We start from the raw sequence: 25,519 nt of genomic DNA, 5'->3' as shown, positions 1-25,519 counted from the left end.
GCCCGCCGTCAGAAGCGGTACCGTACCCCGGCGTAGAACGCGCGGCCGACGCCGGGGTAGAACACCGACGTGTTGGCCGTGCGCGCGTCGGTGACGGTGCTGAAGTCACTGATGTAGCGCTTGTCGGCCAGGTTGCGGGCGTCGAGGAACAGCGTCACGCCACGCTCGAACTCGTAGCTGGCCTCGATGCCGAACAGCACGTACGACGGTACCTTGAGCGTGTTGGCGTAGTCGACATAGGCGCCGCTGGGCACCCAGTCGATCGTGCCGGCCACGCGCAGGCGGCTGTTGCGGCTGTAGGCCAGCGTGGTGCGCAGCACGTGCTTCGGCACCCCGGCGATGCGGTTGTTGCCGTACACCGGGTCGTTGTCGAAGCGGAAGTCGCTGTAGTTCCAGATCTGCGACACGGTCACCTTGTCGCCCCGGGCGGCCACGTCGCGCAGCAGCTCGGCGCTGGCGCCCAGTTCCACCCCCTGCAGCACCGTCTTGCCGGCGTTGAACGTCGATGCCGGGATATCGGCGCTGACCGTGTACTGCAGCAACTGGTCGCGCAGCAGCGACCGGTAGGCGGTCACGTCCCAGGCAAAGCGATCCCACTTGCCGCGCGTGCCCAGTTCCAGCGTCCAGCCGTGCTGGGCGGCCAGCGGCACGAACTGCTGCGTGGTGCCGATGGTCTGGTTCAGGTCCGAGAAGTCCGGCACGTCGGCGCTGCGCGTGATGTCGACGAACGCCTGGATGTCCGGCTTCGGCTCCCACAGCACGCCAAACTTCGGATTGACGCCGCTGAACGTGGTGGCGTCCGACTTGGCGGCGGGATTGGCCGGCAGGCCGCCGAAGTCGGTGTACTCGCGCCGGTTGCGGTAGGCCTTGGCGCCGGCCATCAGCGCCACGGTGGGCAGCACGTACAGGCGGTCTTCCAGGTACGCCTCGTAGTTGTAGGCGTCCTGCCGGGCGTTCAGCGTCTGCGCGCCCCGGTCTCCATTCACGTTGACGTACTGCCGCGCGTTGTTGTTGCCGCCGAAGAACCGCGCGCCGGCGATCAGCTGGTTGCGCATGCCGCCGAGCGTGAACGTGCCGGTGTAGCGCGGCGCGAACCCGTAGGTCCAGCTGTCCTGGTCCACCACCTGGAAGATCGGGTGGTACAGGCTCTTGTGGATGCCCCACGTCGTGAAGTCGATCTGGCCGTTGTCGAGCCGGATGCTGGTGACGTTGGCCAGCCGCTCGGTGCGGGTGTTGCGCGCCTGGTCGCCCGCCAGCGCGCTGGCCGACGCCATGCGCGGCGTGGTCAGCGCCTGGTTCAGCGTCAGCGCGCCGGGTAGCAGCTGGTCGACGATGTAGGCGCCGAAGTAGAACCGCGTCTCCACGGCCGGGCTGAAGCGGTAGCCCACGTTGGCGTTGATCTGCTCGTACTGGCCGCGCTCGTGGTTGCGCCAGCCTTCGGCGTGGCTGACCGTGGCGTTGGCCAGGAAGTCCCACTGGCCGATCTGGCGCGAGACTTGCCCGCTGCCGCGGATCGTGCCGAAGCTGCCGCCGTCCACGCGCACCATGTTGGGCGCCTCGGCGGTCAGCGCGGTGGGCGTGGTGAAGTTGATCGCCCCGCCCAGCGTGGTGCTGCCGTAGGCCAGGCCGTTGCCGCCCTTGTAGACCTCGGCGGCGGTCAGCGACAGCGGATCGATCTGGTAGAAGTCGCCGCTGCCATCGGCAAAGTTGGTCGGCACGCCGTCCTGCAGGATCTCGATGCCACGCGTGTGAAACCCGCGCGCCACGCCGGAGCCGCGCACCGACAGCCGCAGTTCCTGGCCGTAGCGGTCCTGCACGTAGACGCCGGGCGAGTCCTTCAGCACGTCGCGCAGGTCGTACGCATAGGTGTTGGCAAACGACTGCGCCTCGACAAAGCCGACCGAGCCGGCCGACTGGAACAGCGACTGGCGCTGCCGGGCCAGGCCCGGCGCGGTCAGCGAGCCGACGGCCTGCGCGGTGGCGGTAACGGTGGGAAGGGTCTGGATGGATGAAGATTCCGCGCCGGGGACCGTAGCGGACTGGGCAAACGCCGCGCCGGTCAGCGCGGCGGCAGGCAGCACCGCAACGCGGCGCCAAGGTGTGGCTAGTTTCATTCGCTGGGTCGAGTCCCACGCCAGAGGCCGGCGTGGCTCGCATGTTCTTGTTTGGCTCGACCCGAAGCATACGAAGACGCACGCCGCCGCGCCATGCGACACAGCGACGCAACGTGCGCTTCAGCGCATAAGCTCAGCCGGTTTGCGTCGGCCTACAGCGCCGCCTGCCCGGTGCAAGCTGGTCCGCAGGCGGCGCCGTGCACATGGCTGCCGGCGGCATGCGCCACGCCCGCCGCCGGCCGGCTGGCGCGCTTCCACTGGGTGCCCGCCTGTCCGGCCAGCGTCTGCCGCAGCGCGCGCGCCGCGCTGACCATGTTGGCCAGGGCTGCCTCGGTCTCGGGCCAGCCGCGCGTCTTAAGTCCGCAGTCGGGGTTGACCCACAGCCGTTCCGGCGGAATCACCTCGCAGGCGCGCTCCAGCAGCCGGGTCATGGCGGACACGGTCGGCACGCGCGGCGAATGGATGTCGTAGACGCCCGGCCCGATCTCGTTCGGGTAGTCGAACGCGCCAAAGCCTTCCAGCAGCTCCATGGCCGAGCGCGAGGTCTCGATCGTGATCACGTCGGCGTCCATCGCGGCGATGGCGGGCAGGATGTCGTTGAACTCGGCGTAGCACATGTGGGTGTGGATCTGCGTCTCGTCGCCCACGCCCGACGCCGACAGCCGGAACGCCTGGACCGCCCACTCCAGGTACGCGGCCCAGTCCGCCTGCCGCAGCGGCAGCCCCTCGCGCAGCGCCGGTTCGTCGATCTGGATCACGCGGATACCGGCCGCTTCCAGGTCGCACACCTCGTCGCGGATGGCCAGCGCCAGTTGGCGGGCGGTCTGCGCGCGCGGCTGGTCGTCGCGCACGAACGACCACTGCAGCATCGTCACGGGGCCGGTCAGCATGCCCTTCATCGGCTTGTCGGTCAGCGACTGGGCGAAGCGCGCGGTATCGACAGTCATCGGCTCCGGCCGGTAGACGTCGCCAAAGATCACGGGCGGCTTGACGCAGCGCGAGCCGTAGCTCTGCACCCAGCCGTTCTCGGTGAACGCATAGCCGCAAAGCTGCTCGCCGAAGTACTCGACCATGTCGTTGCGCTCGGCCTCGCCGTGGACCAGCACGTCCAGGCCCAGCGCCTCCTGCTTGCGCACGGCCAGCTCGATCTCGCCGCGAATGCGTTCCAGATACTCCAGCGCGCCGATGTCGCCGCGCTTGTAGGCGGCGCGGGTCTGGCGGATGGCGGGCGTCTGCGGGAACGATCCGATCGTCGTGGTGGGCAGCGGCGGCAGCTTCAGCGCGTCGCGTTGCCGCACGATGCGATGGTCGAACGGGCTGGCGCGCTCGGCCATGTCGGCTGTCACGGCGGCCAGGCGCTTCTGTACCTGCTGGTTCACCACGCGGCGCGAGGTGCGGCGCGATGCCAGCGCGGCATCGGCGGCGGCCAGCTTGTCTGCCACGGCGGCCTCGCCATGCACGAGCGCGGTGGCCAGCGTGTGCAACTCGTCGAGCTTCTCAGTGGCGAAGGCCAGCCAGCTTCGGAGTTCGGGATCGAGCCGCGTCTCGGCGTCCAGCGACACCGGCACGTGCAGCAGCGAGCAGGACGGCGCCAGCCAGAGCCGGTCGCCCAGCTTCGCGTGCAGCGGCGCCACCGTGGCCAGCACCTTGCGCAGGTCGGCGCGCCAGATGTTGCGGCCGTCGATCACACCAACCGACAGCACGGCCGTGGCCGGCAGCACGGCCAGCCACGCCTGCAGTTGCTGCGGGGCGCGCACGAGATCGATATGAAAGCCGTGGACCGGCAGCGTGGCCACGCGGGCGGCGTGGTCCTCGGCGGTGTCGAAGTAGGTTGCCAGCAGCAGCTTGACGCCGCTATCGGCCAGCGCCGCGTAGGCGTGGTCGTAGGCGTCGCGCCAGGCGGGCGGCAGGTCCAGGCACAGCGCGGGCTCGTCGATCTGGACCCATTCGATGCCGCGGGCGTGCAGTTGCGACAGGATGCGCCGATACGCTGCCACCACCTTCGGCAGCAGCGTCAGGCGGTCGAAACCGGCCACGTGGGACTTGGACAGCCACAGGTAGGTCACCGGCCCGATCAGCGCCGGACGCACCGGCAGGCCCTGCACCAGCGCCTCGTCGATGTCGTCGAAGAACCACGTCGTGCCGCCATCGAACCTGCTGTCGGCGTCCAGTTCCGGGACGATGTAGTGGTAATTGGTATCGAACCACTTGGTCATTTCCATGGCCGGCTGCTCGGCGTTGCCGCGGGCCAGCGCGAAGTACTGCGCCAGCGTCAGCGCGGCGGCATCGAAGCCGAAGCGGGCGGGCAGGGCGCCCAGCAGCGTGGTCAGCCCCAGCATCTGGTCGTACCAGGCAAAGTCGCCGGCCGCGACCGTGGCCAGCCCGGCATCGGCCTGCAGCTGCCAGTGGCGGCGGCGCAGCGTGGCGCCGGTTTCGCGCAGGGCGCCCTCCGAGGTCTCGCCGCGCCAGAACGCTTCTTGCGCGAACTTCAGCTCGCGCCGTGCGCCGATGCGCGGAAAACCCAAAACGTGTGTCTGTGCCATGCCTGTGCTCCGGTGATGTCTGTCGTGGCGCACAGTGTCGATTCCCGGCTAGAATGAATCAAGCGAGATGTTTTAAACAAAGTATGAATTTCATTCAAGTCACAGGGGTGGGGCGATGATCGAGGTCCGGCATTTCCGGTCGCTGGTGGCCATTGCCGATTCGGGCAAGCTCGCCACGGCCGCCGAGCGCGTGCATGTGAGCCAGTCGGCGTTGTCGCACCAGATCAAGGCCATCGAGGCGCACTACGGCATGGCGCTGTTCGATCGCACGCGGCAAGGGCTGCGCTTCACGCCGGCCGGGGAACGGCTGCTGGCGCTGGCGCGCGAGGCGCTGGCCGCCATCAGCGCCGCCGAGCGCGACCTGCTGCGCCTGAAGAGCGATACCCGGGGCGAACTGCGCGTGGTGCTGGAGTGCCACACCTGCTTCGACTGGCTGATGCCCGTAATGGACGAATTCCGACGCCGATGGCCCGAAGTTGAAATCGACCTCGTGGCCGGCTTTCATGCCGATCCGCTGGCGCTGCTGGCGCAGGGCAAGGCGGACATGGTGATCGGGTCGAAGCCGCCGTCGAAGCGCGGGCTGGCGGTGGCGCCGCTGTTCCGTTTCGAGATCCTGGCGGTCATCGCCAACGAGCACCGGCTGCGCAACAAGCGGCGCATCGAGGCCGCCGACCTGGCGGGCGAGACGCTGATTACCTACCCGGTGCCCGAAACCCGCATCGACCTGATCCGCGAGGTGCTGGAGCCGGCCGGAATCCACCTGGAACGGCGCACGGCCGAGCTGACCGTGGCGGTGCTGCAACTGGTGGCCAGCCGCCGCGGCGTGGCCGCGCTGCCCAACTGGGGCGTCAAGAACTACGTCGATCACGACTACGTGCTGGCCAAGCGCATCGGCGCCAAGGGCCTGTGGAGCGAGCTCTATGCCGTGCTGCCGGTGGCGATGGCGGACCGCCCGTACGTGGGCGATTTCGTGTCGATCGTGCGCGAAACGTGCGCGGCCGAGCTGGACGGCATCGAACTGCTGGACGACGCCGGGCCGTCAGGCGGCTAGCGGCTCCTGGGCCTCAACGGCATCGACATCGTCGGAAAATTCCGCATCGACGATGTCCAGGTCCACGCCGTGGGCCACCCGCCGCACGAACAGTTCGAGCAATTCCACGGCCGGCGCCGCGCAGTGCAGCCGCACGGCATTGGCCCGGCTGGCGTCGAAATGCATTTGCGCGAGCGACAGGCCGGTGCGACGGGCGTTGGCCAATACCCATTCCAGGCTGCCAAAGACGTCGGCATTGTCGAGTTGCAGGGAAAGGTGCAGGGCGGGCATGGCGGGTCCGGTTCGTGGCGCGAAGTGATTCGCTAGGGGTCCGGTAAATCTACCAGCCGGGTGGCAAAATGGGCTTCTGAATTTTCTCCATTCCGATTCGAAATGGAGAAGAAATACGTGGTTCGGCGTATATTTACGGAGAATTCTTTTTTCTTGCCGACAACCTCGTGACAAACGTTCCCAAACTCGATGACATGGACCGCCGCATCCTGCGCGAACTGCGCCGGGATGGACGGATTTCGAACGCCAAGCTGGCCGAGCGCGTCGGCCTGTCCGCCACGCCTTGCTGGAACCGCGTGAAGGCCCTGGAAGATGCCGGGGTCATCAGCGGCTACGCGGCGCTGCTGAACCAGAAGGCCCTGGGCCTGCCCGACACCGTATTGATCGAAGTGACGCTGGATCGACATGACGACGACATGCTTCACCGCTTTGGCGAGGCGCTGGCCGAACTGCCCGAAGTGCTGGAAGCCCATCTGCTGACGGGCGAGTACGACTACCTGATCAAGGTGGCGGTGGCCGGCACCGAGGGCTACGAGGAGTTCCTGCGCCACAAGCTCTACAAGCTGCCGGGCCTGCGGCACAGCCACTCGACGTTCGTGTTGCGGACGCTGAAGCGCGAGCCGTCGGTCCAGCCGTGAGCCCGGGGCGGCGGTCCGCCACTGTTCATCCCGATATCGGCAGCATAGAATGCTGACCACCTCCCTTCCCACAAGCCAATCATGCTGGATATCGACCTCGACGCCACGGATATCCGGATCCTGGGCGAACTGCAGCGTGACGGCAGCCTGACCAACGTCGAGCTGGCCAGCCGCATCAACCTGTCCCCGTCGCCGTGCCTGGCGCGCGTCAAGCGGCTGGAGAAGATCGGCGTGATTTCGCGGCGGGTAACGTTGCTGGACGCGCGGCGGCTGGGTCTCAAGGTGGTGGTCTTTATCTCGGTGTCGCTGGACAAGCAGCGGCGCGAGACGCTGGACACGTTCGAGCGCAAGATCGGGGCGCTGCCGCAGGTGATGGAGTGCTACCTGATGTCGGGCGACGCCGACTACCTGCTGCGCGTGGTGGTGCCGGACGTGGAAGCGCTGGAACGGCTGATCATCGACCACATCACGCGCATTCCCGGCGTGGCCAACATCCGCTCCAGCTTCGCGCTCAAGCAGGTGCTGTACAGCACGGCGCTGCCGCTGGGCTGACCGGGCCGGCCTACAGCCGCGCCTGCACCGCCGCCCGCAACGCGGGCAACAGCTCGGCTTCGAACCACGGGTGCTGACGCATCCACATCACGACCCGCCACGACGGGTGGGGCAGCGGAAATACGGCCGGCCCGTGGCGCCGGAAGTCCTCCACCTGGGCTGTCATCGACGTCCCGGCCGGCGTCGGCAGATAGGCGGCCTGCGCGTAGCTGCCGACCAGCAGCGTCAGACGGTCAGCGGGCAGGCATTCCAGCACGCGCGCATGCCAGCGCGGCGCGCACTCCTTGCGGGGCGGCAGGTCGCCGCTCCTGCCCTTGCCCGGATAGCAGAACCCCATCGGCATGATGGCGACGCGCGACGCGTCGTAGAACGTGTCCTTGTCGATGCCCATCCAGTCGCGCAGGCGGTCGCCGCTGGGATCGTCGAACGGCACGCCGCTGGCATGCACGCGCGATCCCGGCGCCTGGCCGATGACAAGGATGCGGGCAGTGGCGCTGAACTGCAGCACCGGGCGCGGCCCGGCGGCCAGATCGGCGGCGCAGTGGGTGCAATCGGCAATCTCGCGCCGCAGGGACGCGATGACACCTTTGGCGCGGTGGGGGGACTTCATCGTGGCAAGCGGATTCCGTGGCGTGTGCGTATATTACGAGGCTCGATGCATTGCGATGGAACACGACCATGACGACACAAACCGAAACCGCGATCCTGGCCGGCGGCTGCTTCTGGGGCATGCAGGACCTGCTGCGCCGCTACCCCGGCGTGCTGACCACGCGCGTGGGCTATACCGGCGGCGACGTGCCCAATGCCACGTACCGCAACCACGGCACCCATGCGGAGGGGATCGAGATCGTGTTCGATCCCGGCCAGATCAGCTACCGCCAGATCCTCGAATTCTTCTTCCAGATCCACGATCCGACCACGCGGAACCGGCAGGGCAACGACGTCGGCACCAGCTACCGATCGGCCATCTTCTACCGCGACGACGCCCAGAAGCGCGTGGCCGAGCAGACCGTGGCCGACGTGAACGCGTCGGGCCTCTGGCCCGGCAAGGTCGTCACGGAGATCGTGCCGGCCGGCCCGTTCTGGGAAGCGGAGCCCGAGCATCAGGACTATCTGGAGCGGATTCCCAACGGCTATACCTGCCACTTCATCCGGCCGGGCTGGAAGCTGCCGCAGCAGGGCTAGCCGCCGGGCGCTCGACCAGCGCGTCGAGCGGCACCCCGAGCGCCGTGGCCAGGGCCCGCAGCACGTCCACGCTGCCGTCGCGCTTGCGGGTTTCGATCTGGCTCAGGTAGGGCTTGCTGAGGCCGGCGGCCGTGGCCAGCGCGTCCTGGGTCAGGCGGCGGTGCATGCGCCACGCCTTGACCGGATGGTCGCCGGCCAGCAGCGCGTCCACCACGGCGGACGGCACGCGAAAGCCGTCGTCGGCCGCCACGGCGGCGTCGTGAAGCAGCACGTCTTCGGCATCCTCGACGAGTTCGCGGACCCGCTCCCAGATGTCGATCGGCACGATCGCGTACTCGCGTTGGCCGTCACGCTCGATGAATTGGATGGCGTTCATGAATAGGCACTCCCACGGGATTTGACGGTCAGCACCACGATCACCAGTTGCCCGGCCTCGATCCTGTACACGACGCGCCAGTCGCCCACGCGGAGCCGGAAGGCATCCCGGCCGGCAAGTTTCCTGACGTTCTGGTTCGGCGCGTACGGATTGGCCGCCAGCAAGTCGATCTTGGCGCGGATGTTGGCGGCAATGTTTCGTGGCATCGCCAACAACTGCTGTGTAGCCTGTCTGGTGAAGTCGATCGTGTGCTGCATCCCGAGGTTAGCATAAAGCTAATTCATTGCAAACAAAGTTTGCTGTATCCGGGGGGCGGCTTGACGGTCGAGGGCAATGTAGCGGACGGTTCGGCGGCGCGTCCATCCCTCGGCGCCAGAATCAGAATTGTCTGCTGGCTGTCAGGAAGGCTGTACGTTTATACAGTATAGTTACGGCACCTCCGCCTCCGGAGCCCTGCGCACCCAAGTGCATGCAACACTTCAGGTTTCGCTTCCAACCTATTGATTCGAGGCAAGAAATTGTCAGATTCCGGCACCATTCGCATCCGCGGCGCCCGTCAGCACAATCTCAAGAACATTGATCTGGACCTGCACACGGGGCAGATGACCGTCGTGACGGGGCCGTCCGGGTCGGGCAAGTCGAGCCTCGTGTTCGACACCCTGTACGCCGAAGGCCAGCGTCGCTACGTCGAGACCTTCAGCGCCTATGCGCGCCAGTTCCTGGACCGCATGGACCGTCCGCAGGTGGACAAGGTGGACGGCGTGCCCCCCGCCATCGCCATCGACCAGACCAACCCGGTGCGCAGCTCGCGCTCCACGGTCGGCACGATGACGGAGCTGAACGATCACCTGAAGCTGCTCTACGCCCGCGCGGCCGAGCTGTTCGACAAGCAGAGCGCGCTGCCGGTGCGCCACGATTCCCCCGAGACCATCTACGCCGAGCTGCAGGCCCGCACCGCGGCCGGGCAGCCGTTTGCCGATGCGCGGCTGGTGGTTACGTTTCCGGTGGAACTGCCGGAGTCGGCCACCGAGGACGAGGTGGCGCAGTGGCTGTCGGTCAGCGGCTATACCCGCGTGCACGGCCAGCGGATCGTGGAATCGCCCACGGGCCGGCGCAAGGTGCTGGACGTGGTGGCAGACCGCTTCCGCATCGGCAATGTCGAAAAAGCCCGCGCCGTGGAGGCCATCGAGGCGTCGCTGAAGCGCGGCGGCGGGCGGGTCAGCGTGAACGTGGTGACCGATGACGGCGAGGGCCCGGTCTGGAAGTTCTCCACGGGCCTGCACAGCCCCGAGAGCGACATCCGCTACGCCGATCCGCAGCCGGCGCTGTTCTCGTTCAACTCGGCCTATGGCGCCTGCGAAACGTGCCGCGGCTTCGGGCGCGTCATCGGTGTGGACCTGGGCCTGGTGATCCCGGACGGCCGCAAGTCGCTGCGCGACGGCGCGATCAAGCCGATGCAGACGCCGGCCTGGAAGGAGTGCCAGGACGACCTGATGCGCTACGCCGCCAAGGCCGGCATCCCGCGCGACCTGCCGTGGAACCAGCTTACCGAGGCCGAGCAGCACTGGGTCATCCACGGATCGCCGGACTGGACGGGCCAGTGGAACAAGCAGTGGTACGGCGTGATGCGCTTCTTCAACTACCTGGAGTCGAAGGCGTACAAGATGCACATCCGCGTGCTGCTGTCGAAGTACCGCAGCTACACGCCGTGCGAGACCTGCGGCGGCGCCCGGCTCAAGACCGAGGCGCTACTGTGGCGCCTGGGCAGCCGGGACAACGCCGACGCCGTGCTGGCGCCGGCCGGCCGCTTCCTGCCGCGTGGCGTGGACTGGGACCGCAGCCAGCTCGAATCGTTGCCGGGCCTGACCGTGCACGACCTGATGCTGATGCCGATCGCGCGTATCCGGCGCTTCTTCGACGACCTGACGCTGCCCACTGCGCTGCTGGACGACGCGCTCAAGCTGCTGCTGGCCGAAGTGCGCACGCGGCTCAAGTACCTGTGCGACGTGGGCCTGGGCTACCTGACGCTGGACCGCCAGAGCCGCACGCTGTCCGGCGGCGAGGTGCAGCGGATCAACCTGACGACCGCGCTGGGCACGTCGCTGGTCAACACGCTGTTCGTGCTCGACGAGCCCAGCATCGGCCTGCATCCGCGCGACCTGAACCGCATTGTCGAGGCGATGCACCGGCTGCGCGACGCGGGCAACACGCTTGTGGTGGTGGAGCACGACCCGTCGGTCATGCTGGCCGCCGACCGCCTGATCGACATGGGCCCCGGCCCCGGCGAGCGCGGCGGGTCGATCATCTTCGACGGCACGCCCGAGACCATCCGCGGCGAGCCGACGCTGACCGGCGACTACCTGGGTGGCCGCCGGCGCGTGACCGACGCCACGGACTGGCAGCTGCGCCCCGTGGACGACGGCACCCCGCGCCTGCGGCTGGAAGGCGCGACGGAGCACAACCTCAAGGACGTGACGGTCGAGATTCCGCTGAACCGGCTGGTCTGCGTGACGGGCGTGTCGGGCTCGGGCAAGTCCACGCTGCTGCAGGACGTGCTCTACCCGGCGATGGCGCGCCATTTCGGCAAGGCCACCGAGTCGCCGGGCGCGTTCCGCGACCTGGCCGGGGCAGAGCTGGTCGATGACGTCGTGTTCGTCGACCAGTCGCCGATCGGCAAGACCGCACGGTCCAACCCGGCCAGCTACGTGGGCGCGTTCGACGAGATCCGCAAGCTGTTCGCCAAGGCGCCGCTGGCGCTGCAGCGCGGCTACACGGCCGGCACGTTCAGCTTCAACTCGGGCGATGGCCGATGCCCCACCTGCGGCGGCTCGGGCTTCGAGCACGTGGAGATGCAGTTCCTGTCCGACGTCTACCTGCGTTGCCCGGACTGCGACGGCACCCGCTATCGCGCCGAAGTGCTGGAGGTCAAGATCGAGCGTGCCGCGCGCGGACAGGCGCCGCGCCTGCTGAGCGTGGCCGACGTGCTGGAGCTGACCGTCAGCGAGGCCACGGCGCTGTTCGAGGGCGACGGCGCCGTGCTGCGCGTGCTGGCGCCGATTGCCGACGTGGGCCTGGAATACGTGAAGCTGGGCCAGCCCGTGCCGACGCTGTCGGGCGGCGAGGCCCAGCGCCTGAAGCTGGCCGGCTTCCTGGCCGAGACGGCCGCCGCCCAGCCGGCAAAGAACCGCAAGGCCGTGGTGCTGCCGAAGCGGCTGTTCATGTTCGACGAACCGACCACCGGCCTGCATTTCGACGATATCGCCAAGCTGATGCGGGCGTTCGGCAAGCTGCTGGACGGCGGCCACTCGCTGATCGTGATCGAGCACAACCTGGACGTGATCCGCGCGTCGGACTGGATCATCGACCTGGGCCCGGAAGGCGGCGACGCCGGTGGGCAGGTGCTGTGCGTGGGCACGCCCGAGACGGTCAAGGGCTGCCCGGACTCGCATACCGGGCACGCGCTGGTGGCCTACGACCAGGCGCTCGGCGAGGCCGGCACGCTGGCGGCGGAGCGCGAGGAACAGGCCCGCCACGGCCTGCCGCTGCAGGCGGCGGTGCAGGCCGCCCGGGCGCGCCGCGCCGTGGAAGGCGAGGGCGTGGTGCGCATCGTCAACGCTCATGAGCACAACCTCAAGGCGCTGAACGTCGATATCCCGCATGGCAAGTTCAACGTCATCACCGGCGTGTCCGGGTCGGGCAAGTCGACGCTGGCGTTCGACATCCTGTTCCACGAAGGTCAGCGGCGCTACCTGGAATCGCTGAACGCCTATGCACGGTCGATCGTGCAGCCGGCGGGCCGCCCGGAGGTGGACGCGGTCTATGGCATCCCCCCGACCGTGGCCATCGAGCAGCGGCTGTCGCGCGGCGGGCGCAAGAGTACCGTGGCGACGACGTCCGAGGTCTGGCACTTCCTGCGCCTGCTCTACGTCAAGCTGGGCATCCAGCATTGCGTGCACGACGGCGCGCCAGTGACGTCGCAGAGCCCCGCGTCGATTGCCGCGCAACTGCTGCGCAACTATCGCGGCCAGCACGTGGGCCTGCTGGCGCCGCTGGTGGTCAACCGCAAGGGCGTCTATACCGACCTGGCCAAGTGGGCCAAGGCGCGCGGCAATACGCACCTGCGCGTCGACGGTGAATTCCTGCCCGTGGACCCGTGGCCGCGGCTGGACCGCTTCCGCGAGCACACGATCGAGCTGCCGGTCGGCGACATCGTCGTTTCGCCAGATAACGAGGCGACGCTGCGCGCGCTGCTGGACCAGACGCTGGAAGCCGGCAAGGGCGTGATGCACCTGCTGGCCCCGCTGGACGGCCTGAGCGACGCGATGCAGTGCGGCACCACGCACGAGTGCGAGACGGTGGTGTTCTCGACCAAGCGCGCCTGTCCGGTCTGCGGCACGAGCTATCCGGAACTCGATCCGCGCATGTTCTCGTACAACAGCAAGCACGGCTGGTGCGGCACCTGCGTGGGCACCGGGCTGGCGCTGACCGGCGAGCAGCGCGCGGCCTACGACGACACCGTGATGGGTGGCGACGACCGCGGCCGCGAGCAGACGCTGCCGTCGGAGGAGCAGGAGCCCGAAGGCGTGGCCGATACGCCATGTCCGGATTGCGGCGGCACGCGCCTGAACGACGCGGCGCGGGCCGTGACCTTCGACACCAACGCGATTACCGACGTGGCGCAGTGGACGGTATCGGACACCCGGCGCTGGGTCGACGGCCTGCGGCTGACCGGCCGCGACGCCGAGATCGCCCGCGACGTGGTGACCGAGATCGCCAGCCGCCTGCAGTTCCTGGAGGAGGTGGGGCTGGGCTACCTGAGCCTGGACCGTGCCGCGCCGAGCCTGTCCGGCGGCGAGGCGCAGCGGATCCGGCTGGCCGCGCAGCTTGGCAGCAACCTGCAGGGTGTCTGCTACGTGCTGGACGAGCCGACCATCGGCCTGCATCCGCGCGACAACCAGATCCTGCTCGACGCCCTGCGCAAGCTGGGCGACAAGGGCAACACGCTGGTGGTGGTGGAGCATGACGAGGACACGATCCGGCGCGCCGACCACATCATCGACATCGGCCCCGGCGCGGGCAAGCGCGGCGGCAACCTGGTGGCCCAGGGTGGCGTGGCCGCGCTGGCGGCGGCGCCCGATTCCACGACCGGCCGCTTCCTGGCCCGGCCGATGATCCACCCGCTGCAGCCGCGCCGGCCGGTACGGCCTGCCCGGGCCGGCAAGGAAGCCGAGCCCGCGCAATGGCTGACCGTGCACGGCGCGCACCTGCACAACCTGCGCGACGTGACGGCCCGCATTCCGCTTGGACGCCTGGTGGCCATCACCGGCGTGTCGGGGTCGGGCAAGTCCACGCTGGCGCGCGACGTGCTGATGACCAACCTGCTGGATGCGGTGGGCCGCTCGGTGATGTCGTCGCCGGCCACGCGCCGCGCCCGCGCGGCGGCTGAAAAGGCCGGCAAGCCGACGGCGACCCGGCAGCTCAGCGTGGCCCATGCCTGGCATGGCTGCGAGGCCATCAGCGGCTGGGAATCGATCGACCGCGTGCTCGAAGTGGACCAGACGCCGATCGGCAAGACGCCGCGCTCGTGCCCGGCCACCTATATCGGCGTCTGGGACGCGATCCGCAAGCTGTTCGCGGAGACGCTGGAGGCCAAGGCGCGCGGCTACAGCGCGTCGCGGTTCTCGTTCAATACCAGCGAGGGGCGCTGCCCGGCCTGCGAGGGCCAGGGCGTGCGCACCATCGGCATGAGCTTCCTGCCCGATGTGAAGGTGCCGTGCGACGTCTGCCATGGCCAGCGCTTCAACCCGGAGACGCTGGCGGTGACGTGGCGCGGCAAGAACATTGGCGACGTGCTGACGATGGAGATCGACGAGGCCGTGGCGTTCTTCGCCGCCATCACGCAGATCGCGCATCCGCTGCAGCTGATGAAGGACGTGGGGCTGGGCTACCTGACGCTGGGCCAGCCGTCGCCAACGCTGTCCGGCGGCGAGGCGCAGCGGATCAAGCTGGTCACCGAGCTGTCGAAGGTGCGCGACGACATCACGCGGCGCGGCCAGAAGGCGCCGCACACGCTCTACGTGCTGGACGAGCCCACCGTGGGCCTGCACATGGCCGACGTGGCGCGGCTGATCCGCGTGCTGCACCGGCTGACCGATGGCGGCCACAGCGTGGTGGTGATCGAGCACGACCTTGACGTGATTGCCGAGGCCGACTGGATCATCGACCTGGGGCCGGAAGGCGGCGCGCAGGGCGGCACCATCGTCGGATCGGCCGATCCGGAGGCGCTGGCGCGCATCAAGGCCAGCCACACCGGGGCCGCGCTGGTGCCGGTGCTGGCACGCACGGCGCCGGACGCACCGGACGCGGCGCGCGCGGCGGGCTGACCGGCAGCGGTCGCCGGGCGGGCGGGACGAGTGCGGGTGGGCGTGGGCGGCTAGCGCGTCCGCGCCGGCCGGCCCGGTGGCGATGGCGGCGGCCGTGGCCCGGCCAGCGCCGCCGCGCAGAAGTCGACCAGTTCCTCCACCGGCGGATCGCTGCGCACGCGCTTGCCGCGCTCGCGCACCCAGTGGGCGAGCGAATAGACCACCGTGTCCATGAACCAGATCAGCCGCAGCTTCATGACGGGCCGCGGCACGTCCGGCAGCAGGCCGTACACGTGCTCGCGCACGCGGTACAGCGCGCTCATGGCCGTCTTGTCGACCAGGCCCTTGTTGAGCAGGCCGGGGCTGAACGTGGTCTGCGCCAGCACCTGCAGGTAGTGGGTGCCCCAGTCCGTGTGCAGGACCACGTCGACCAGCGGGCGGATGGTGGCTTGCACCACGCCGTGGATGTCGATGGGCTGCCCGCGGCCTTCCAGCGCGTCGAGGTAGCGGTGGCGGATCTCGTTGACCTGGTGCAGCCGCCGGTTCAGCAGGTGGCTGACCAGCGCCTCGCGCGAGCCAAAGTGATAGTGCAGGGCGGACCGGTTGCGCTGGCCGCTTTCCACCACGATCTGCCGTAGCGGCACCTGCTCCACCCCTTGCTCCGCAAACAGCCGCTCGGCAATCTCCAGGATGCGCCGCGCGGTGTCGGTCAGCCCGTCGCGGCTGTCGGGCGCCGTGGCGTCGTCGGTCGAGGCCGTCTCGGCTGGCGCCGCGCGGCGCGGCCGGGGGGCGGCCGGGGTGCGGGGCTCGTCGGCGATCAGGGCGCGCGCTTGCTTGAGCTTCATGGGGGCTTTGCGTGGAGGCTTGTCGTTATCGAAATGAAAGCTTCGCAAGGATACGGAAAAAGCGGATGTCCGACATCTGATCCGCATCGTAATTCCTTCAATTTCATACCCGCTTCGGGAAAGCCCTAGCTATCTGAACCGTCGGATGCCATTAGCCTGCGTCCATGTCGGATTAATACAAGGGATTAATCCGGCGGAATGCGGCCGGCAACGGCCGTGCGTCGGGCGCCGGACGGAGGAGACCACTGGCGCCATCAGCCACTCCCTCTCGGAACCACAAACAATGAAGAAGACGCTGTTCGCCGCTGTCGTCGGCGCGCTGCTGGCGCCAGCCGCCTGGGCCCAATCGTCCGTGACGCTCTATGGCGTCGTGACCACCAGCATCCAGTACGTCAACCACGTCCAGAACACCAGCAATGGCGTGCTGGCGCCGGGCAGCGGCTCCGCCGTGTTCATGAACTCGTCGGGCATCGCGCAGTCGCGTTTCGGCCTGCGCGGCGTGGAAGACCTGGGCGGCGGCCTGAAGAGCCTGTTCGTGCTGGAAAACCAGTTCAACGCCGACGACGGCCGGCTGGGCAACGGCGGGCTGCTGTTCGGCCGCCAGGCGTTCGTGGGCGTGCAGAACCCGTGGGGCAAGCTGACGTTCGGGCGCCAGTACACGTCCGCGTTCCTGACGATGGGCAGCTTCACGCCGGTGGCGTACGCGCCGGAATTCGAGCCGGTGGTGGGCATCGCCGGCCCGAACTTCCGCGAGAACAACATGGTCCAGTACCAGGGCACGTTCGGCCCGGTCACGGCGATGGCCCACTGGTCGTTCGGCGAGCGCTCGGGCACGTTCGCGGCCGGCTCGGCCTACGGCGTGGGCCTGCAGTACAACGCCGGGCCGCTGGGGCTGGCGGCGGCCTATGACGAGGTCAAGACGCTGAACACGGCGCAGGCGGCCGGCACGTCGGGGTCGAACGACCACGGCCGCGACATGCGCGCCATGGTGGGCGGCAGCTACCGGCTGGGGCCGGTCAAGATGGTGGCGGGTTATCGCTGGGGCAATTCGGTGGCGCCGGCCACGGGCACGCCCACGCTGCTGCCCCATCGCGACGACATGTACTGGGCCGGCGTGAGCTGGGACGCGTCGGCGGCGCTGCGCCTGACCCTGGCCTACTACTACGACGACATCAAGGCGGCGCGCATCAACGGCGTGTCGACCAATCCGAAGAACCCGCAGCAGTACCTGGCGCTGGCCGACTACAGCCTGTCCAAGCGCACCGACGTGTTCTTCGCGGTCAACTACGCGCGCAATGCGTCGCTGAACTGGGACAACATCTCGTACCTGCCCAACGGCCAGTCGGTCGGCTACCTGCCGTCGACGTCGCAGGTCTACTACAAGACGCCCGATGCCAGCGGCCAGCTTGGCATTTCGCTGGGCATGCGCCACATCTTCTGACCGGGCCCGGCGCCCGGGCCGCCAACGCCAGGCGAGGGGCCGGCGCGAACTCCACGACGCGCAGGCATTGCGGCGCCGCAGCCCATCGGGTGCGGCGCCTTTTTTCATCACGACGGGCAGGTGCTTTGGCGGGCTGGCGACGAAAGATGCGTATCATCGGCATCGCACAGGCGCAAAAAAGGTCCGAACACCATGCAACGCAAGACATTCCGCAACCTGCAATGCCCCATCGCCCGCAGCCTGGAGCGCGTGGGCGAGTGGTGGAGCATTCTGATCCTGCGCGATGCGTTCTACGGCACGAAGCGCTTCGACGAATTCCAGCGCAATCTCGACATCGCGCCGAACATGCTGACGCGGCGGCTCAACGGGCTGGTCGAGGAGGGCCTGCTGGAAAAGCGCCAGTACTCGGAACGCCCGCCGCGCTATGAATACGTGCTGACCGACTGCGGGCGCGACTTCCGGCCCGTGCTGCTGGCGCTGCTGGCCTGGGGCAACCGCAATTTCGCGCCCGAGGGTGCCAGCGTGCAGATCGTCGACCGCGAGACCGGCAAGGTGGTGGAGCCGCTGCTGGTGGATGCGGCCACCGGCGAACCGCTGCAGATGGGCAAGCGCCACGTCATGCGCGCCGGCCCGGCGGCCGACGATCGCACGCGCGACCGGCTCTCGTCGGCGGCTTCGCACATGGCCAGTCCGGCGGCGGCCAAGGTACCGGCGGCCTGAGCCGGGCGGCTGCCAGGTTGCTCCAAAAGCATTTCTGGCATAGAGTCCAAGGACCTGCAGCCCGTCCTCCGACGGTTTCCCGCCGACTCCGGATAGACCTGATGCCTCGCTTCCCGACCCCCTTTTTCACCGCCGCAGCCTTGCTGACGGCCGCCTGGCTGGCCGGCTGTGCCAGCACCCCGATGCCGCCACCGCAGCCGCCGCGTACCCAGCCGACGGCGCCCGCGACGATCACCACGCCGTCCCAGGGCGGCTTCAGCCGCGCGCAGCTGGAAGCTGCCGGCAACGCCTGCGAAAAGCGCGTGGCCGACGCGGTCAAGATGCGCTACCCGCAGCCGGGCAGCGTCATGATGATGCCGGACCGCGAACGCATCACCCAGCAGACCGTCAACCAGACAGCCGTGAGCGGCGAGGGTACCTTCGAACCCGATGCCAGCGAGGAAGCAATGGGCTTCCGCTACACCTGCCTCTACAACGTCCGCACGCAGCGCGTGGACGACGTCCAGATGCGCTACGGCCCGCACTAGCCGGGCATTCGTTTCTTTTCGGTTCCACGATATTGGCCGGCGTTCCCGACGGAACGCCGGCCATGTTGCATGGTCGATCCCGCCCGGCCCCGCCGGTTCCGTCCGACCGATCCCCCCGTCCCGATTTGCGCCCGAGCAAGCCTTGGCGTTTTGGCGTATCGTCTCGATCTGGCGATGCTTGACTGCGCAATGATTGCTGCGTCATTCACGCCGCCGTCCGTCGTACCAGCCGCCCCCGGATCGATATCGTGACCAGCCCCGCCAGCCAGCCTGCCCAAGCCGCCGTGCCACCCGCCGACTCCCCGATGACCCCGCGCGAGAAGCGCGCGATGGCCGCGATCATGATTGCCGTGTCGCTGGCCACGCTGGACACGGCCATCGCCAACACCGCGCTGCCGAACATCGCGGCCGACCTGAACAGCACGCCGGCGGCGTCGGTCTGGATCATCAACGCCTACCAGCTCGCGATGGTGGCCACGCTGCTGCCGTTCGCGGCGCTGGGCGGCGTGGTCGGCCACCGGCGCATCTACATCGGCGGCGTCATCGTGTTCATCGTCTCGTCTGTGATCTGCGCGATGGCGTGGTCGCTGCCGACGCTGGCGGCCGCGCGGCTGCTGCAGGGTATTGGCGCGGCGGCCGTCATGAGCGTCAACACGGCGCTGATCAGCGCGATCTTTCCGATCCACCGGCTGGGGCGCGGCGTGGGCCTCAACGCGCTCATCGTGGGCGTGTCGTTCGCGGTCGGGCCGACCGTGGCGTCGGTCATCCTGTCATTTGGCTCGTGGCCGTGGCTGTTCGCCGTCAACCTGCCGATCGGGCTGCTGGCGCTGTTCATGGCGTGGCCGTCGCTGCCGGAGACCAAGCGCAGCCAGCACCGCTTTGACCCCGTGGCGGCCGTGCTCAACGCCATCACGTTCGCCGCGCTGATCTTCGCGCTGGGCGAGGGCGTGCAGCGCGAGCCGGTGCAATACGTGGTGGCGGCGGCCGCCGTGTTCGTGATTGCCTTTGGCCTGCTGCTGCGCCGCGAGCGCGGCCATCCGGCGCCGATGCTGCCGGTGGACCTGCTCAAGCGGCCGATGTTCGCGCTGTCCACGGCCACCGCCGTCTGCTCGTTCGCGGCCCAGGGGCTGGCGTTCGTGTCGCTGCCGTTCTATTTCGAACACGTGCTGGGCCGCAACCCGGTGGAAACCGGCTTCCTGCTCACGCCGTGGTCGGCCGTGGTGGCGCTGATGGCGCCGATTGCCGGGCGGCTGTCGGACCGCTATCCGCCGGGGCTGCTGGGCGGCATCGGGCTGGCGATCATGGCGGCCGGCATGGCGTCGCTGGCGATGATGCCGGCCGACGCCAGCGTGCTGAACATCGGCATCCGGATGGCGATCTGCGGCGCCGGCTTTGGCTTCTTCCAGTCGCCGAACCTCAAGGCGCTGATGGCCAGCGCGCCGCGCGAGCGGGCCGGCGGCGCAAGCGGCGTGGTGGCCACGGCGCGGCTGCTGGGACAGGCGACTGGCGCGGCACTGGTGGCGCTGTCGTTCGGCATTGCCGGCGCGCATGGCCCGACGCTGGCGCTCGGCCTGGGCGCCGGGTTCGCCGCCGCGGCGGCCGTCGCAAGCTGGCTGCGGCTGGTCACGCCGCAGAGCGCGGACAGCGCGGCGATGCAGGGCGCCGGCAAGTCATCCTGACGATCAAGGCGGACGGCAGGGGCAAGACCTGCGCGCAGACCTTGTAGATTGTGCATGGCGCCCGTGGCCCGGGCGCCATTTTTCATGGGCTGGCGCATCGGTATGAAACTTGCCCGCATCCCGGGTATCGGGGCGTATCGCCCCAGCTACACGGAGGCAAGGCAATGAACCGATCAGACGACTACGGACGTCGCCGCAGGCCCGATCAGCGCTACGGAGGCTATGAGGAGGGCTATGGCCACGTGCCTGGCGACGATCGAAACTGGCGCGACCGTGACCTGTCCGCAGGCCGCTATGGCAACGCCACCGAACGCAACCCCTATGACGCCTACGACAACGGCGACACGCGCGGCCGCGACGAGGACCCGCGCAGCCGAGGCGCGTGGCGGCAGGGCCGCACGGCGCAGTTGAGCGGCGGATGGCGGTCACGCAGCGGCACGGTGTACTACCCGGGCCGCTCCACCTACGAGGAATCGCGCGACGAAAGCTCGCCGCACAGCCCCGGCTACGTCAGCGCTTACAGCAGCGGCTACGAGGACGGCTACGACGCCGCATCGCGTTCTTCGGCGCGCAACCCGTCGCGCGACAGCGACGAACGCTGGGCCGGCACCCGCGGCGGCTATGAAACCGGTTACGAGGACTACGGCGTGCGGGCGGGCCGCAATTTCCGCCAACGCCCGCGCACCGGCGACGCCGTGCAGGGCCGAGGCCCGTACGCCTATGGCGGCGAATCGCAGCGTCCGTACGGCGGGCGGCAGGCCGGACCGAAGAACTACACGCGCTCGGACGAGCGGGTGCGCGAGGAAGTCTGCGAGCGCCTGACCCACGCCCCGACCGTCGACGTCAGCGATGTCACGGTGACGGTGACCGGCAGCGTGGTCACGCTGACGGGCTCGGTGGACAACCGGCGCATGAAGTACGAGATCGAGGACATCGTCGACGATACCTATGGCGTGTCCGACGTCGTCAACCAGTTGCACGTGCGCCCGTACGGCGTGCTGGCATCGGAATAGCGGCCTGGCCGCCGCACGGGCGCCCGCGGACCACCCGCGCGCCATGGACAAAGCCCCGGCCTGGCCGGGGCTTTTTTGCTGGGCGGCGCCCGGCTACAGGTCGCTGCCGCTGGGCGGATTCTCCATGCGCTTGTCGGTCTGGTCGGCACGGTCCACGGGCGTGTCGGCCGGCAATTCCTCGGCGGCGCGGCGCACTTCCTCGAAGATCGCTTCCTCGGGAATCTCGTCCTCGGGCGGCTCGTGATTCTCCGGCGCGATATCGCCGATCTCGCGTTCCAGCTCCTCGGTGGTCTCCGGGTCGAGCGTCGGGTCCAGCGTGCTGGGAATGCTCTCGGTCTCGCTCGGGTCGACGTCCGGTGCGGCGGCTTCAGGGCGTCCTTGTCGGGTGGTCTTGCTCATCGTGGCTCCTTTTGCGTGTCGATCTAAAAGCAGGAGGCGGCAAGTTGCATGCCAGTTGCAGCGGAGCCGTGGCGGACGCCAACGGACGCCTATAGTGGAAGCCAGGGGACCGGCGCCGCACTGCCCGCCAGCGGGCTGGAACGGCTATTGCTGAAGCAAGGGAAGCATCGTGCGTGGGAGACAAGCGATGAACCTCACTGCCGTCCTGGCCACCCTCAGCGTGGCATCGTCCGTGGCCGTATCGTCCACGCCCGTCGAAAAGCAGTTGCTGTCGATCAGCCCGCACGACTTTGCGCAGAAATTCAATGTCGCGGCCCAGGAGGCCGGGGCCAAGCTGACGCTGCCCGAGTTTGCCGCCAAGCCCGGCTGGCATCGGGCCCACACCAGCCAGGGCGTGTCCGTGCTGGTCCGGGCGGCCCAGACCGGCCATGCGCTCGATGAAGTGATCGTGGTGTGCCGCGCGGTGGAGCAGTGCATGATGACCATCTGCACGGCGGCGCGGGCCATCGACACGTCCGTGGATCCCAACCTGCTGCAGTACTTCGTGGCGGCGCGCGTGGCCGCGCAGCTGGGCGAGGTGGCGCTGGTGATGTCCGGGCTGGTCTATCTGGTCGTCAATCCCGATGACCAGGACTATGTCGCCGTGGTGATTCGTCCTTACCAGCCGCAGCAGGAATTGACCGCACGGCGCCAGGCCGCGCTGCGGACCCCGGCGGGGCAGGTCTGACGGCTAGTGCATCGGCGGCGTGGCGCGCCGTGCGGCCATGCCGGCGGTGCGGGCCGAGCCGAACTCCATCGCGCGCTGCTCCAGCAGACGCTGCAATTCGGTCGCGCCCCGGTAGTAGTGGGCCAGCAGCAGTCGCAGTTCGGGCTCGATCTGCGGCGCGCGCAGCAGTTCGCCATAGGCCGCGGCGGCGCGTCCGGCCTGCTGGGCCGCATAGCGCACCAGCGGCAGTTCGCCGGCTTCTGACGGGGGCAGCATCTGCTGTGGGTCGCGACGCCTGCCTACCGTGGGCAGCGGCGCCGACGTCCCTTCTGCGGCCGCGCCTGCGCGCGCCGCCAGTTCCACCGCCGCACAGCGCTGCATGTTGGCGCGGTGCGCGAACACCGCCCGCATCTGCGGGTCCGACGCGGCGGCGGCCACCGCCGACAGCGCCTCCGCACACTGCATCGCATGGCGGCCGAGCCGCGCCAGCGAGGTGTTCAGTCCTTCCATGTCCGTCTCCGGTTCATGCATTCAATGTAGGCGACGCACGCCCGGGGGCCAGCGTTTCAAGCCCGTGTCCGTTGTGAAAAATCTGCAGTCCAGCCACGGGGAGAAGCAAAAAACGCGCCGCGCGCCGCCCCGGAGAGCTGCGTGCGGCGCGCCGCGTGCACATCGGGGAAAGTCAGGTCCGCTGCGTGGACCGATGGTTACTGCTTCGGCACCGGGTCCGGCGAATCCCCCTTCGGGCCCGAAGGCGCGGTCGGCGTGGCCGTGGGCGATGCGTTCTGCTCGCGCGGCTTCTTGGCGCGCTGACCCGTGTTCTTGGGCTTGGACGACTTCATCGAGTCGTGCTGCATCGTCGAATCGGACGTCATGGCACCGCTGCCACCCGGCGTGGTGGTGGTGCCCATGCTGCCGCGCTGGGTCGACGGACCTTCCGGTGCCGGCGGGGCGCTGGGGTTCGGTGCGTTGGGCGAGACAGGCGCCTGTTGTGCCATGGCAGGCACGCAGAGGGCGGAACTGACCGCGAGGGCGGTGATAGCAAGCAAGCGTTTCATCGTACGTCTCCAAGGAATGGTGGCGGTGACTTCACGATATGTCCCGCGCACCCGCCCGCTCAGGAGGGCCCGACTGAAACCCCTGTAGGTCGTTGACTACAACATGTGGCGGACGTTGGCAGGATTTATATGCCGATGTAAATCGGTCCGCGCCGGCTGCGTGCCGCGCGGCGCATGGGACGCGCCGCGAGCGGTGGCAGCGCGCACTCCGCGCCCGCGGGCCGCAGCGGTATGGAACTTGCGTCGCCTCCCCTGTATTGACCCACGTACTGGAGACGCTCATGAACCAGGGGAATAGCAGGAACAGTGACTACGACGACCGCCAGGGCGGCTACGGCAGCCAGGGCGAGGATCGGGAAGACCGTGACGACCGCCGAAGCCAGGGTTCCCGCCAGCGCCAGCAGGAGGCGTACAGCGGCAGCGACTGGCTGACGCACCGCCAGCAGGGCGGCAGCGAAGGGCAGGGGCGTGGCAGCCAGCAGCCCGGCGCCGGCAGCGACTGGCAGGGCAGCGGCCAGCAGGCCGGCGGCAGCAGCTGGGGCGGCCAGCGCACGTCGGGATCGGGATCGTCGCCGGTGTCGCAGTCCAGCGGCTACGGCGGCTATGAAGGCCAGGGCCGCCGCTTCGAGGAAGGCTACGGCGAGGGCCGCTACGGCGAATACGGCGAAGGCGACCAGCAACGGCGCGGCGGACAGTCGGCCGGCGGGCAGCAGGGCCAGCAGCGCGGCGAACGCGAGCGCTATGGATCGCAGTCGCAGCACGACGAGCGCGAGCGCTGGGGCGACTGGCATCAGGAAGGCCGGGGCAGCGAATGGTCGAGCCAGCAAGGCAGCCAGCGCGATGAATGGGGACAAGGCCGCGCCGCATGGGACCAGCCGGCACGCGGCGGGCAATCCCAGCGCCAAGGTGGCTGGGAGCGCGGACGGGAAGGGCAGGGTCGTTGGTCGCAGGGTGGTGAATCGCAGGGCCGGGGCCAGTCATGGGGCGGCCAGTCGGGTAGCCAGCGCGGCGGACAGTCGTGGCAATCGGGCCAGTCGGGCCAGTCCGGTCAGTCCGGTCAGTCCGGTCAGTTCGGGCAAGCGGGCCAGTCCGGCCGCTCGGGGCAATGGAGCCAGGGGGGCCAGGCGGGTGGCGGCCAGTCGCGTGGCGGCCAATCCTGGGGCGACGACTGGTCGGGCCCGACCGGATCCGAAGCCGACATGCGCACCCACTATCGCGGCGGCTATGGCCAGTCCGACATCGGCAGCGAGCGCTATGGCAGCGGCCAGGGCGGCGGCGAGCAGTTCCGCGGCCAGACCTACGGGCGTGAGCAACGCTCGGGCGGCTATGGCTACGGTTCGGGCGGACGCAGCAGCGGGGGCCGCTATGACCCCGACGAACGCGCGTACGAACACTTTACCGGCGCCGACGAGCGCAGCGACCTGAATCGTGGCTACGGTGGCGCGGGTGGTTCGGCAGCGGCGCGCCGCTCGCAGCGGGTGGGACCGAAGGGCTACCAGCGCTCGGACGAGCGCATCCGCGAGGACCTGTGCGAACGGCTGGCGATGACCAGCCGCGTCGACGTACGCGAGGTGGAGGTATCGGTCTCGGGCGGCGTGGTGACACTGAGCGGCACGGTGCAGGATCGCCAGCAGAAGTACCGCATCGAGGACATGGTCGATGACGTGTTCGGCGTGAAGGACGTGCACAACCAGATCCGCGTCGCGCGGGAATCGCGTGACTCGCGCGATTCGCGGGAATCGGGCTCGGCTGGCGGGCAGGGTGTCAGCCGCACCGGCGGCCTGGCCGGCAGCGGATCGGGCGGCAGCGGCAGCGGTGGTGCCAGCGGCACCAGCGGCACCAGCGGCCAGTCGCAGGGTCTGTCGGGCCAGGGCACCAGCGCAGCGTCCAGTGCGTCCGGCAGCAGCGGCAGCCTGGGCAGCAGCATCGGCAGCAGCACCAGCAGTAGCGGCCTGGGCAGCAGCAGTACGTCGGGCGGCCTCGGCAGCGGCTCGACGCCGGGCAAGTCGGGTAGCTGACGACGCGTTTGCCCGCGCCGGT

The 25,519-nt window shown here is 69.0% G+C and carries 22 protein-coding genes; 12 read left to right on the top strand and 10 right to left on the bottom strand.

The features are described from left to right. Nucleotides 1-8: 8 nt before the first annotated feature. Together QTN24_RS10045 and metE are read right to left on the bottom strand one after the other, a co-directional pair. Complete coding sequence (locus QTN24_RS10045) at nt 9-2,114, bottom strand: TonB-dependent receptor (RefSeq protein ID WP_313836747.1); 2,106 nt, start codon at nt 2,112-2,114, stop codon at nt 9-11. A 152-nt stretch (nt 2,115-2,266) separates the two neighbouring features. Beyond that, on the bottom strand, nt 2,267-4,657 hold the full coding sequence (gene metE / locus QTN24_RS10040) for a 5-methyltetrahydropteroyltriglutamate--homocysteine S-methyltransferase (RefSeq protein WP_313836746.1): 2,391 nt from the start codon (nt 4,655-4,657) through the stop codon (nt 2,267-2,269). 115 nt (nt 4,658-4,772) lie between these two features. Here metE and QTN24_RS10035 point away from each other — a divergent pair, with 115 nt between their 5' ends. Next, nucleotides 4,773-5,708, top strand: coding sequence for a LysR family transcriptional regulator (locus tag QTN24_RS10035; RefSeq protein WP_313836744.1), 936 nt, complete (start codon nt 4,773-4,775; stop codon nt 5,706-5,708). Here QTN24_RS10035 and QTN24_RS10030 read toward each other — a convergent pair. Further along, nucleotides 5,697-5,978: an AsnC family transcriptional regulator gene (locus QTN24_RS10030; protein WP_313836742.1), complete on the bottom strand. Its 282-nt coding sequence runs from the start codon at nt 5,976-5,978 to the stop codon at nt 5,697-5,699. The two genes, QTN24_RS10035 and QTN24_RS10030, sit on opposite strands and share 12 nt — an antisense overlap. Before the next feature lie 167 nt (nt 5,979-6,145). Here QTN24_RS10030 and QTN24_RS10025 point away from each other — a divergent pair, with 167 nt between their 5' ends. Both QTN24_RS10025 and QTN24_RS10020 read left to right on the top strand, forming a co-directional pair. Beyond that, on the top strand, nt 6,146-6,616 hold the full coding sequence (locus QTN24_RS10025) for an Lrp/AsnC family transcriptional regulator (protein ID WP_124686657.1): 471 nt from the start codon (nt 6,146-6,148) through the stop codon (nt 6,614-6,616). 81 nt (nt 6,617-6,697) lie between these two features. Then, nucleotides 6,698-7,168 (top strand): Lrp/AsnC family transcriptional regulator, encoded by a 471-nt coding sequence (locus QTN24_RS10020; protein WP_124686656.1) that lies wholly within the window; start codon nt 6,698-6,700, stop codon nt 7,166-7,168. 10 nt (nt 7,169-7,178) lie between these two features. Here QTN24_RS10020 and QTN24_RS10015 read toward each other — a convergent pair whose 3' ends face one another. Further along, nucleotides 7,179-7,778 carry a uracil-DNA glycosylase family protein gene (locus QTN24_RS10015; protein WP_313836741.1) on the bottom strand — a complete coding sequence of 200 codons (600 nt, stop codon included), beginning with the start codon at nt 7,776-7,778 and terminating at the stop codon, nt 7,179-7,181. A gap of 68 nt (nt 7,779-7,846) precedes the next feature. Here QTN24_RS10015 and msrA point away from each other — a divergent pair, with 68 nt between their 5' ends. Then, nucleotides 7,847-8,353 carry a peptide-methionine (S)-S-oxide reductase MsrA gene (msrA, locus tag QTN24_RS10010; protein ID WP_124686654.1) on the top strand — a complete coding sequence of 169 codons (507 nt, stop codon included), beginning with the start codon at nt 7,847-7,849 and terminating at the stop codon, nt 8,351-8,353. On the opposite strand, the gene QTN24_RS10005 is transcribed toward msrA, so the two are convergent. Continuing rightward, nucleotides 8,316-8,729: a helix-turn-helix domain-containing protein gene (locus QTN24_RS10005; RefSeq protein ID WP_124686653.1), complete on the bottom strand. Its 414-nt coding sequence runs from the start codon at nt 8,727-8,729 to the stop codon at nt 8,316-8,318. The two genes, msrA and QTN24_RS10005, sit on opposite strands and share 38 nt — an antisense overlap. Then, a complete protein-coding gene (locus tag QTN24_RS10000; protein ID WP_124686652.1) occupies nt 8,726-8,986 on the bottom strand; it encodes a type II toxin-antitoxin system RelE family toxin in 261 nt (86 codons plus the stop codon). The genes QTN24_RS10005 and QTN24_RS10000 overlap by 4 nt, the downstream gene beginning before the upstream one ends. A gap of 243 nt (nt 8,987-9,229) precedes the next feature. Here QTN24_RS10000 and uvrA point away from each other — a divergent pair, with 243 nt between their 5' ends. Then, on the top strand, nt 9,230-15,112 hold the full coding sequence (uvrA, locus tag QTN24_RS09995) for an excinuclease ABC subunit UvrA (protein WP_313836739.1): 5,883 nt from the start codon (nt 9,230-9,232) through the stop codon (nt 15,110-15,112). 50 nt (nt 15,113-15,162) lie between these two features. Here the strand turns inward: uvrA and QTN24_RS09990 are convergent, their stop codons facing one another. Next, nucleotides 15,163-15,936: a TetR/AcrR family transcriptional regulator gene (locus tag QTN24_RS09990; RefSeq protein WP_313836737.1), complete on the bottom strand. Its 774-nt coding sequence runs from the start codon at nt 15,934-15,936 to the stop codon at nt 15,163-15,165. Between the two features lie 283 nt (nt 15,937-16,219). Between QTN24_RS09990 and QTN24_RS09985 the strand changes: the two genes are divergently transcribed. The 5 genes from QTN24_RS09985 (at nt 16,220) to QTN24_RS09965 (ending at nt 21,316) form a co-directional block, all read left to right on the top strand. Further along, complete coding sequence (locus tag QTN24_RS09985) at nt 16,220-17,377, top strand: porin (RefSeq protein ID WP_313836735.1); 1,158 nt, start codon at nt 16,220-16,222, stop codon at nt 17,375-17,377. Nucleotides 17,378-17,569: 192 nt separating this feature from the next. Continuing rightward, nucleotides 17,570-18,097 carry a winged helix-turn-helix transcriptional regulator gene (locus QTN24_RS09980; protein ID WP_124686648.1) on the top strand — a complete coding sequence of 176 codons (528 nt, stop codon included), beginning with the start codon at nt 17,570-17,572 and terminating at the stop codon, nt 18,095-18,097. Nucleotides 18,098-18,198: 101 nt separating this feature from the next. After that, on the top strand, nt 18,199-18,624 hold the full coding sequence (locus tag QTN24_RS09975; protein ID WP_313836732.1) for a short-chain fatty acid transporter: 426 nt from the start codon (nt 18,199-18,201) through the stop codon (nt 18,622-18,624). A gap of 305 nt (nt 18,625-18,929) precedes the next feature. Next, entirely contained in the window at nt 18,930-20,303 is a 1,374-nt protein-coding gene (locus QTN24_RS09970) for an MFS transporter (RefSeq protein ID WP_124686797.1), read from the top strand. Between the two features lie 164 nt (nt 20,304-20,467). Further along, nucleotides 20,468-21,316: a BON domain-containing protein gene (locus QTN24_RS09965; RefSeq protein WP_313836731.1), complete on the top strand. Its 849-nt coding sequence runs from the start codon at nt 20,468-20,470 to the stop codon at nt 21,314-21,316. A gap of 93 nt (nt 21,317-21,409) precedes the next feature. On the opposite strand, the gene QTN24_RS09960 is transcribed toward QTN24_RS09965, so the two are convergent. Continuing rightward, nucleotides 21,410-21,715, bottom strand: a complete 306-nt coding sequence (locus QTN24_RS09960) for a hypothetical protein (RefSeq protein WP_313836730.1) — start codon at nt 21,713-21,715, stop codon at nt 21,410-21,412. A gap of 187 nt (nt 21,716-21,902) precedes the next feature. Between QTN24_RS09960 and QTN24_RS09955 the strand changes: the two genes are divergently transcribed. Beyond that, nucleotides 21,903-22,442 (top strand): malto-oligosyltrehalose synthase, encoded by a 540-nt coding sequence (locus QTN24_RS09955; RefSeq protein WP_124686646.1) that lies wholly within the window; start codon nt 21,903-21,905, stop codon nt 22,440-22,442. Nucleotides 22,443-22,445: 3 nt separating this feature from the next. Here QTN24_RS09955 and QTN24_RS09950 read toward each other — a convergent pair whose 3' ends face one another. Next, complete coding sequence (locus tag QTN24_RS09950) at nt 22,446-22,931, bottom strand: hypothetical protein (RefSeq protein WP_124686645.1); 486 nt, start codon at nt 22,929-22,931, stop codon at nt 22,446-22,448. A 197-nt stretch (nt 22,932-23,128) separates the two neighbouring features. Then, a complete protein-coding gene (locus QTN24_RS09945) occupies nt 23,129-23,479 on the bottom strand; it encodes a hypothetical protein (RefSeq protein ID WP_124686644.1) in 351 nt (116 codons plus the stop codon). A 281-nt stretch (nt 23,480-23,760) separates the two neighbouring features. On the opposite strand from QTN24_RS09945, the gene QTN24_RS09940 reads away from it, so the two are divergent. Beyond that, complete coding sequence (locus QTN24_RS09940; protein ID WP_313836728.1) at nt 23,761-25,497, top strand: BON domain-containing protein; 1,737 nt, start codon at nt 23,761-23,763, stop codon at nt 25,495-25,497. Nucleotides 25,498-25,519: the final 22 nt, after the last annotated feature.

The organism is Cupriavidus sp. SZY C1 (assembly GCF_032190535.1).
Taxonomy (GTDB): domain Bacteria; phylum Pseudomonadota; class Gammaproteobacteria; order Burkholderiales; family Burkholderiaceae; genus Cupriavidus; species Cupriavidus pauculus_C.
Note: the sequence above shows the minus strand (reverse complement) of the source record. Positions and strands in the feature narration are given on the sequence as shown.

What these genes read in the sequence shown, in the direction of transcription:
- QTN24_RS10035 (WP_313836744.1), top strand. Translation starts at nt 4,773, where the DNA reads ATGATCGAGGTCCGGCATTTCCGGTCGCTGGTGGCCATTGCCGATTCG.
- QTN24_RS09940 (WP_313836728.1), top strand. Translation starts at nt 23,761, where the DNA reads ATGAACCAGGGGAATAGCAGGAACAGTGACTACGACGACCGCCAGGGC.
- QTN24_RS10015 (WP_313836741.1), bottom strand. Translation starts at nt 7,778, where the DNA reads ATGAAGTCCCCCCACCGCGCCAAAGGTGTCATCGCGTCCCTGCGGCGC.
- QTN24_RS10000 (WP_124686652.1), bottom strand. Translation starts at nt 8,986, where the DNA reads ATGCAGCACACGATCGACTTCACCAGACAGGCTACACAGCAGTTGTTG.
- QTN24_RS09985 (WP_313836735.1), top strand. Translation starts at nt 16,220, where the DNA reads ATGAAGAAGACGCTGTTCGCCGCTGTCGTCGGCGCGCTGCTGGCGCCA.
- QTN24_RS10045 (WP_313836747.1), bottom strand. Translation starts at nt 2,114, where the DNA reads ATGAAACTAGCCACACCTTGGCGCCGCGTTGCGGTGCTGCCTGCCGCC.
- QTN24_RS10020 (WP_124686656.1), top strand. Translation starts at nt 6,698, where the DNA reads ATGCTGGATATCGACCTCGACGCCACGGATATCCGGATCCTGGGCGAA.
- QTN24_RS09965 (WP_313836731.1), top strand. Translation starts at nt 20,468, where the DNA reads ATGAACCGATCAGACGACTACGGACGTCGCCGCAGGCCCGATCAGCGC.
- QTN24_RS09990 (WP_313836737.1), bottom strand. Translation starts at nt 15,936, where the DNA reads ATGAAGCTCAAGCAAGCGCGCGCCCTGATCGCCGACGAGCCCCGCACC.
- QTN24_RS09950 (WP_124686645.1), bottom strand. Translation starts at nt 22,931, where the DNA reads ATGGAAGGACTGAACACCTCGCTGGCGCGGCTCGGCCGCCATGCGATG.
- QTN24_RS09970 (WP_124686797.1), top strand. Translation starts at nt 18,930, where the DNA reads ATGACCCCGCGCGAGAAGCGCGCGATGGCCGCGATCATGATTGCCGTG.
- msrA (WP_124686654.1), top strand. Translation starts at nt 7,847, where the DNA reads ATGACGACACAAACCGAAACCGCGATCCTGGCCGGCGGCTGCTTCTGG.
- metE (WP_313836746.1), bottom strand. Translation starts at nt 4,657, where the DNA reads ATGGCACAGACACACGTTTTGGGTTTTCCGCGCATCGGCGCACGGCGC.
- QTN24_RS10030 (WP_313836742.1), bottom strand. Translation starts at nt 5,978, where the DNA reads ATGCCCGCCCTGCACCTTTCCCTGCAACTCGACAATGCCGACGTCTTT.
- QTN24_RS10005 (WP_124686653.1), bottom strand. Translation starts at nt 8,729, where the DNA reads ATGAACGCCATCCAATTCATCGAGCGTGACGGCCAACGCGAGTACGCG.
- QTN24_RS09960 (WP_313836730.1), bottom strand. Translation starts at nt 21,715, where the DNA reads ATGAGCAAGACCACCCGACAAGGACGCCCTGAAGCCGCCGCACCGGAC.
- QTN24_RS09975 (WP_313836732.1), top strand. Translation starts at nt 18,199, where the DNA reads ATGCCTCGCTTCCCGACCCCCTTTTTCACCGCCGCAGCCTTGCTGACG.
- QTN24_RS09980 (WP_124686648.1), top strand. Translation starts at nt 17,570, where the DNA reads ATGCAACGCAAGACATTCCGCAACCTGCAATGCCCCATCGCCCGCAGC.
- QTN24_RS09945 (WP_124686644.1), bottom strand. Translation starts at nt 23,479, where the DNA reads ATGAAACGCTTGCTTGCTATCACCGCCCTCGCGGTCAGTTCCGCCCTC.
- QTN24_RS09955 (WP_124686646.1), top strand. Translation starts at nt 21,903, where the DNA reads ATGAACCTCACTGCCGTCCTGGCCACCCTCAGCGTGGCATCGTCCGTG.